6 protein-coding genes and 1 pseudogene are annotated in these 6,216 nt (G+C 68.9%); 4 read left to right on the top strand and 3 right to left on the bottom strand.

Features of this window, described 5'->3' with window-relative positions; translation table 11 throughout:
• The first annotated feature begins 345 nt into the window (after positions 1-345).
• Positions 346-1,194, top strand: coding sequence for an LLM class F420-dependent oxidoreductase (locus tag AC2VNT_RS04015; protein WP_486945622.1), 849 nt, complete (start codon positions 346-348; stop codon positions 1,192-1,194).
• 20 nt (positions 1,195-1,214) lie between these two features.
• Here AC2VNT_RS04015 and sucD read toward each other — a convergent pair whose 3' ends face one another.
• Both sucD and sucC read right to left on the bottom strand, forming a co-directional pair.
• Positions 1,215-2,126 carry a succinate--CoA ligase subunit alpha gene (gene sucD, locus AC2VNT_RS04010; RefSeq protein ID WP_486945621.1) on the bottom strand — a complete coding sequence of 304 codons (912 nt, stop codon included), beginning with the start codon at positions 2,124-2,126 and terminating at the stop codon, positions 1,215-1,217.
• 3 nt (positions 2,127-2,129) lie between these two features.
• On the bottom strand, positions 2,130-3,317 hold the full coding sequence (gene sucC / locus AC2VNT_RS04005) for an ADP-forming succinate--CoA ligase subunit beta (protein WP_486945620.1): 1,188 nt from the start codon (positions 3,315-3,317) through the stop codon (positions 2,130-2,132).
• 293 nt (positions 3,318-3,610) lie between these two features.
• Between sucC and AC2VNT_RS04000 the strand changes: the two genes are divergently transcribed.
• The 3 genes from AC2VNT_RS04000 to AC2VNT_RS03990 are packed head-to-tail and all read left to right on the top strand — an operon-like array spanning position 3,611 to position 5,930.
• Positions 3,611-4,564, top strand: coding sequence for a M23 family metallopeptidase (locus AC2VNT_RS04000; protein ID WP_486945619.1), 954 nt, complete (start codon positions 3,611-3,613; stop codon positions 4,562-4,564).
• Positions 4,565-4,590: 26 nt separating this feature from the next.
• Positions 4,591-5,136 (top strand): hypothetical protein, encoded by a 546-nt coding sequence (locus AC2VNT_RS03995; RefSeq protein WP_486945618.1) that lies wholly within the window; start codon positions 4,591-4,593, stop codon positions 5,134-5,136.
• A 50-nt stretch (positions 5,137-5,186) separates the two neighbouring features.
• Positions 5,187-5,930: a hypothetical protein gene (locus AC2VNT_RS03990; RefSeq protein ID WP_486945617.1), complete on the top strand. Its 744-nt coding sequence runs from the start codon at positions 5,187-5,189 to the stop codon at positions 5,928-5,930.
• A 17-nt stretch (positions 5,931-5,947) separates the two neighbouring features.
• Here AC2VNT_RS03990 and AC2VNT_RS03985 read toward each other — a convergent pair.
• Positions 5,948-6,216, bottom strand: a pseudogene (locus tag AC2VNT_RS03985) (ATP-dependent DNA helicase PcrA); the annotation flags it as partial.

Raw genomic sequence — 6,216 nt, 5'->3', positions numbered from 1 at the left:
TTCAACAGATAGACGGCCAGACCGAGAAAGATCACCGCGATTTGCAGGTAGACCGGCAGCTTGCTGGTGCCATCCTCCGTCTTGACGAACGATGGGGTCGGAACCGGACCGGAGCCCGGCGGCTGGGCGGGCTGAAATCCGGGACTGCCGGGTGGGTTACCGGGTGGGTAGGTCATAGCCTCTCCTGTGCTGTTGGGCATGCTGGCGTGAGCGGGGCGATCGAGCCTCCACGCTAGCGCACCCGGCGGCCCGGGGCGCACCAGACGTGTCGTCGCACCCGCCGGCACCCGCCGCGTGGGCACCCTGTCCGACCGTCGCCGTGGCCGACCCTGTCTAATCGTCGCCATGGACTACGGGCTCGTGCTGTTCACCAGCGATCGTGGCATCACGCCGGCGGCCGCCGCCAAGCTCGCCGACGACCACGGCTTCCGCACCTTCTACGTCCCGGAGCACACCCACATCCCGGTGAAGCGGGAGGCGGCCCACCCCGGCACCGAGGACGGCTCCCTTCCCGACGACCGCTATCTGCGCACCCTTGACCCCTGGGTCAGCCTGGGCACAGCGTGTGCGGTCACCTCGCGGGTCCGGTTGTCCACCGCGGTGTCGCTGCCGGTGGAACACGACCCGATCACGTTGGCGAAATCCATCGCCACGCTTGATCATCTGTCCGGCGGCCGGGTGAGCCTCGGCGTCGGATTCGGCTGGAACACCGACGAACTGGCCGACCACGGCGTCCCGCCCGGGCGGCGGCGCACCATGCTGCGCGAGTACCTGGAGGCGATGCGGGCGCTGTGGACCGAGGAGGAGGCCGCGTACTCCGGCGAGTTCGTCAACTTCGGCCCGAGCTGGGCGTGGCCCAAACCGGTGCAGTCACACATTCCGGTGCTGGTGGGCGCGGCGGGCACCGCGAAGACCTTCGCCTGGATCGCCCGCAGCGCCGACGGGTGGATCACCACACCGCGCGACGTCGACATCGACGGGCCGGTGAAGCTGCTGCAGGACACCTGGTCCGCGTCCGGTCGCGACGGAGCGCCGCAGATCGTGGCGCTGGACTTCAAGCCGGTGCCCGAGAAGTTGGCGCACTGGCGCGAACTCGGCGTCACCGAGGTGTTGTTCGGCCTGCCGGACCGGTCCGCCGACGAGGTGGCCCGGTACGTGGAACGGCTGGCCGGCAGGCTCGCTTCGCTGGTCTGACGCCGCCCCGGCGACGGCCGTTACCCGTGCAGCAACTGGCGGGCCAGCGCGGCGGTCGCCGACGGAGTCTTGCCGACCTTGACGCCGGCCGCCTCCAGGGCCTGCTGCTTGGCGGCCGCTGTCCCCGAGGATCCGGAGACGATGGCGCCGGCGTGGCCCATCGTCTTGCCCTCCGGGGCGGTGAACCCGGCGACGTATCCGACCACTGGCTTGGTGACGTTGGCCTTGATGTAGGCGGCGGCCTTCTCCTCGGCGTCGCCGCCGATCTCACCGATCATCACGATGACCTTGGTGGCCGGGTCCTGCTCGAACGCCTCGATCGCGTCGATGTGGGTGGTGCCGATCACCGGGTCGCCGCCGATGCCGATCGCGGTCGAGAAGCCGAAGTCGCGCAGTTCGAACATCATCTGGTAGGTCAGCGTGCCCGACTTGGAGACCAGGCCGATCGGTCCCGAACCGGTGATGTTCGCCGGGGTGATGCCGACCAGGCACTCGCCGGGGGTGATGATGCCCGGGCAGTTCGGCCCGATGATCCGGGTACGCGGACCGTTGGCTCCCCCCTTTTCCAGGTTGTAGGCCCACGCGTAGGCGCTGTCCTGGACCGGGATTCCCTCGGTGATCACCACCAGCAGCGGGATCTCGGCGTCGATGGCCTCGACGACGGCGTCCTTGGCGAACTTCGGCGGCACGAAGATGATCGACACATCCGCGCCGGTCTCCTTCATGGCCTCCGCGACACCGCCGAATACCGGCAGCTTGATCATCCGGCCGCCCTTGTCCTCGTGCGTGACGGTGGTACCGGCCTTGCGGGCGTTCACCCCGCCGACGATCTGGGTGCCGGCCCGCAGCATCCGCGCGGTGTGGATGGTGGCCTCACTGCCGGTGATGCCCTGGACGATGACCTTGCTGTCCTTGTTGACGAAGATCGACATGGGTTAGGCGTCCTTTCCGGCGGATGCGTTTGAGAAGGCCAGCTCAGCGGCCTTGTCGGCGGCCTCGTCCATGGTGTGCATCAGCGTCACCAGCGGGTGGTTGGCGGCGGCCAGGATGCTCCGGCCCTCATCGACGTTGTTGCCGTCGAGGCGGACCACCAGCGGCTTGCTGGCGGAGTCGCCCAGAATCTCCAACGCCTTGACGATGCCGTTGGCCACCGCGTCGCAGGCGGTGATGCCGCCGAACACGTTGACGAACACGCTCTTGACCTGTTTGTCCCCCAGGATGACGTCCAGGCCGGCCGCCATCACCTCCGCCGAAGCGCCGCCACCGATGTCCAGGAAGTTGGCCGGCTTGACCCCGCCGTGCTTCTCCCCGGCGTAGGCGGTGACGTCCAGGGTGGACATCACCAAGCCGGCGCCGTTGCCGATGATGCCGACCTGTCCATCGAGCTTGACGTAGTTCAGGTCGTGCTCTTTGGCTTTGAGCTCCAGCGGGTCGGTGGCGTCGCGGTCTTCGAACTCGGCGTGGCCGGGCTGCCGGAAGGCGGCGTTGTTGTCCAGGGTGACCTTGCCGTCCAGCGCCAGGATCTGATCATCGGGGGTGCGTACCAGCGGGTTCACCTCGACCAGGGTGGCGTCTTCGGCGACGAACACCTCCCACAGCTTCTGGATGGTAATCGCCGCCGCGTCGAGCACCTCGGCGGGCAGATGACCCTGCTCGGCGATCGACCGGGCGAACGCCAGGTCGACGCCCTTGACGGCGTCCACGGGCACCTTGGCCAGCCGCTCCGGCTTGGTGGCGGCGACCTCTTCGATCTCCATGCCGCCCTCGACCGAGCACATGGCCAGGTAGGTGCGGTTGGAGCGGTCCAGCAGGAAGGAGATGTAGTACTCCTCGGCGATGTCACTCGCCTCGGCCACCAGCAGCTTCTTGACGACGTGGCCCTTGATGTCCAGGCCGAGGATGTTCTGCGCGTGGGTGCGGGCGTCGTCCGGGGTGGCCGCGTACTTCACCCCGCCGGCCTTGCCGCGGCCGCCGACCTTGACCTGCGCCTTGATCATCACCGGGCGGCCGATCTCCTCGGCGATCGCCTTGGCGTCCTCGGCGGTGTCGGTCACCCGGCCCGGGGTGGTGGGCACGTTGTGCTTGGCGAACAACTCTTTCGCCTGGTACTCGAAAAGATCCATGGACTCACTGTCTCACTCGGGTCCGTCCGGTGGTGAACGGGTCGGCTGGTGGTGGTGCTCAGCGGAAATTAATTCCTCGGGCACTGTATCGACACCGGCGCCGAACTCCGACTTCGGCTCCGTCGCTGTGGCACATTTCACCTGGTGATCAGCCCCGACCGGCCGGAAACAGCGGTGATCCAACTCACAGTTGATATCGATTTCGGCCGATTACTTGCCAGTTACCCCGCCGAGTGGCTACCGTTCCAGGGGCTCTGTGTAACGAACAGATCACGACCAAAGGGATTCCCAAGGTGACTCGGCACGCTTCGCCTGCAACTGGTGTTGCGGGCGTGGGTTCTGCGCGTTCCCTTGGCTCCGGTCGTCACAGGTCAGCACCGAGCCCCAACGAGATGACCGACGTCATCCCGATCGACGACTCCGATAACCCGGCCAGCTACTCCCTGGACCCCGCGGACCAGGTGCTTTCCGCCCCAGAGCTCGACGACCTACTCGACACCGACAATCTCGGCGTGCTGCGGCTCGAGCTACCCACCCCGGTACACGGCAAACACCGCAGCGAGTCGATCGGTGCGGTTCGCGGCCGGGTGCTGATGGCGGCCATGGCCGCCGGCGCGGCCGCGGCAGCCGCACACCAGGCGACGCATCTCTCCGATCCCACCCCGCAACAGGCCGTCCTGGCCGCCCACCACGCGCCGATCGGCGAGCAGACCGGCATCACCACCGGCCACAGCGGCATGCAGATGGTCAGCGTTCGGACCGCGGCGAATGCCGTCGTACACAACGAAGAGATAGCCAAAGGGGTCGCGTTCGCCCAGGAGCGGGCCGAGCGGGAGGCCCGGCTGCAACGACCGTTGTTCGCCCTGCCCGCCCACGGCCAGTTCACCTCGAACTTCGGCTACCGCTGGGGCGTGCTGCACGCCGGCATCGATATCGCCAACTCCATCGGCACCCCTATCCTGGCGGCATCCGACGGCATCGTCATCGAGGCGGGCCCCAGCTCCGGCTACGGCATGCTGGTCAAGCTGCGGCACTCGGACGGGACCGTGACGCTGTACGGGCACGTCAACAGCACGACGGTCAGCGTCGGCGAGCGAGTGATGGCCGGCGACCAGATCGCCACCATGGGAAACCGCGGCTACTCCACCGGCCCGCACCTGCACTTCGAGGTGATGCTGAACGGCTCGAACCGGATCGACCCGGTTCCCTGGCTGGCAACCCGGGGAATCAACGTCCTCGGGGCGTAACCTTCCTCGGGGCATAGCCTTATCTGGTGACCGAACACCACGATCCGCCTTACGGGGCCAGCCAAACCGGCGCCCACATCATCCGCCGGGCACCCACCGCGGCCATGGCGGTCGTCCCCCACCGGCCGAGCCCACCCGCGTCACACGCCGGGCAGGTCGGGCCGGCCGGGCAGGTCGGGCCGGCCGGGCAGGACCCGTGGCCGGCACCCGGCGCCGCGCTGCCGGTGTCGGCGGCCGCGGTCTCGATCGTCAGCGGTTGGGCCACCTCGGTGGTGGCCACCGACCTGATCGCCGGCTGGTGGCACAGCGACCGGCTGTTCTGCGTCGCCGTCGCCTTCCTCAGCCTGGTGTTCGCGGTCACCACGATCGCCGGGGTGATCCTGCTGCTGCGCCGCCGGCCGCTGGGCTGCTACCTGATCGCCGTCGGGGCGTTCGTCGCCCTGCTGACCTTCGGCAGCCTGTTCATCGCGGGGGCGCGGGTGCCCTGGGTCGTGCACGCGATCCCGATTCTTCAGGTCGCCAGCGCGGTGCTCGCGCTGCATCCGACGACGAAGCGCTGGCTGCTGCGCTGAACGGTTACGTGGCGCCACCCGCGAGCGCTCTGCTGCTAACCTGCCTGGTTATGAACCCCTGGCAGCAACCGCCCGGCCAGCCCGGTTGGGGCGCGCCCCCGGGACCGCCCGGCTACGGCAGTGCGGCCGGCTACGGCGGCTACGGCTACGGCTACGGCTACGGCCAACCGCAGCAGCCCAGCGGCGCCACCGCGATCATCGCCGCGGTGCTGAGCTTCCTGGGAGCCCTCGCCAACGGCATCGGGGCCATCCCCCTGATGCTGGGTTCGATGTTCCTCGGCGGCTATCCCGGGCTGAACCACAGCGTGTTCGTCGTCCTGGGGGTGGTGCAGCTGGCGATCGCCGCGGGACTGGTCGTCGGTGGGATGCTGCTTCTGCAGCGAAAGTTGGCTGGCCGGATCGTGATCGCCGCATCCTGCGCGGCAGTGATGCTGATCACGGTGATCAGCTTCATCTACGCGCAGAGCGTGGTCCACAACCTCGAGGACAGCGGGTACGCGTCTATCCGAACCGGTGGACTCGGTTTGAGGTCCCTACTGTCCTTGGTCATGCCGACGGTGACGATGATCCTGGCGCTGCTGTCGCCGACCAAGCGGTGGTGCATGTCCACCCCGGTCACCGCACCCACCGGCGATCCCTACCAGCTAACGGCCATGCCCTACCAGCCGCCGCCCTATCCCCCGTCGGGCATGCCCTACCAGCCGCCGCCTCCGCCGCCCATGCCGTATCAGCCGCCCTATCCCCCGTCGGGCATGCCCTACCAGCCGCCGCCTCCGCCGCCGCCCGGCCCGTAGACGGCCCGGCCCGCCGGCTACAGCTTGGTGAGCGGGGCGTGGTTGTGCATCAGCTTGACCCGGCCGGCGCTGCCGAAGTCAATCAGCGACATCGCCGTGTCACCGGCGCCGGAGACCTCCTCGACGCGGCCCAGGCCGTACTTGTCGTGCGACACCCGGTCGCCGGGGGCCAACACCAGCAGCGGCCGGCTGCCGCCCGCGGCGCGCGTCGGTGACGGCCGGCCGGACCCCCACCCCAGCCCCGCCGGTGCCCGCGCCCAACGCCACAGGGGGGGGCACGTGCCCC

It is taken from the genome of Mycobacterium sp. TH-M15, from assembly GCF_057473705.1.
This window is presented reverse-complemented; position numbering and strand designations above follow the sequence as displayed.